1 protein-coding gene is annotated in these 395 nt (G+C 70.1%); it reads left to right on the forward strand.

What is annotated here, in order from left to right:
- Positions 1–334 (forward strand): pyridoxal-phosphate dependent enzyme (locus tag RT309_RS11380; RefSeq protein ID WP_313357134.1); only part of this gene is annotated, 334 nt, incomplete at its 5' end.
- Positions 335–395: the final 61 nt, after the last annotated feature.

The following is a 395-nucleotide window of genomic DNA, read 5'->3' on the forward strand; positions in this document are numbered from 1 at the left end:
GCGGCACGCCCACCCGCCGCAGACCCGCGCCGACGGCCTCGCCGCGCCCTTCCTCGGTGAGGCGTGCCTCGCGCAGTTCAAGGGCCGTGTCGCACACGTCATCGAGGTGACCGAAGAAGACATGGTGATCGCCATGTCGCAGATCATGCACGCGATGAAACAGGTCATCGAACCTGCCTCGGCCGCTGCAGTCAGCGCGGCCATGCAGTGCGCCGCTGCCGCCCCCGGGCAGAACATCGGCGTGATCCTCTCCGGCGGCAACGCCGGTCCCGAAGCCCTCGCGCTCGCCGCCGGGGGCTTGAGCTCCCTCACCTGGAACGGAACCACGTCATGACTCCCACCGCCCAGCTGGTTACCCCGAACACCGACCCCGCCGCCCTCTCCGACATCCGCGC

Origin of the sequence: Microbacterium sp. (assembly GCF_032084865.1) — a bacterium.
GTDB lineage: Bacteria > Actinomycetota > Actinomycetes > Actinomycetales > Microbacteriaceae > Microbacterium.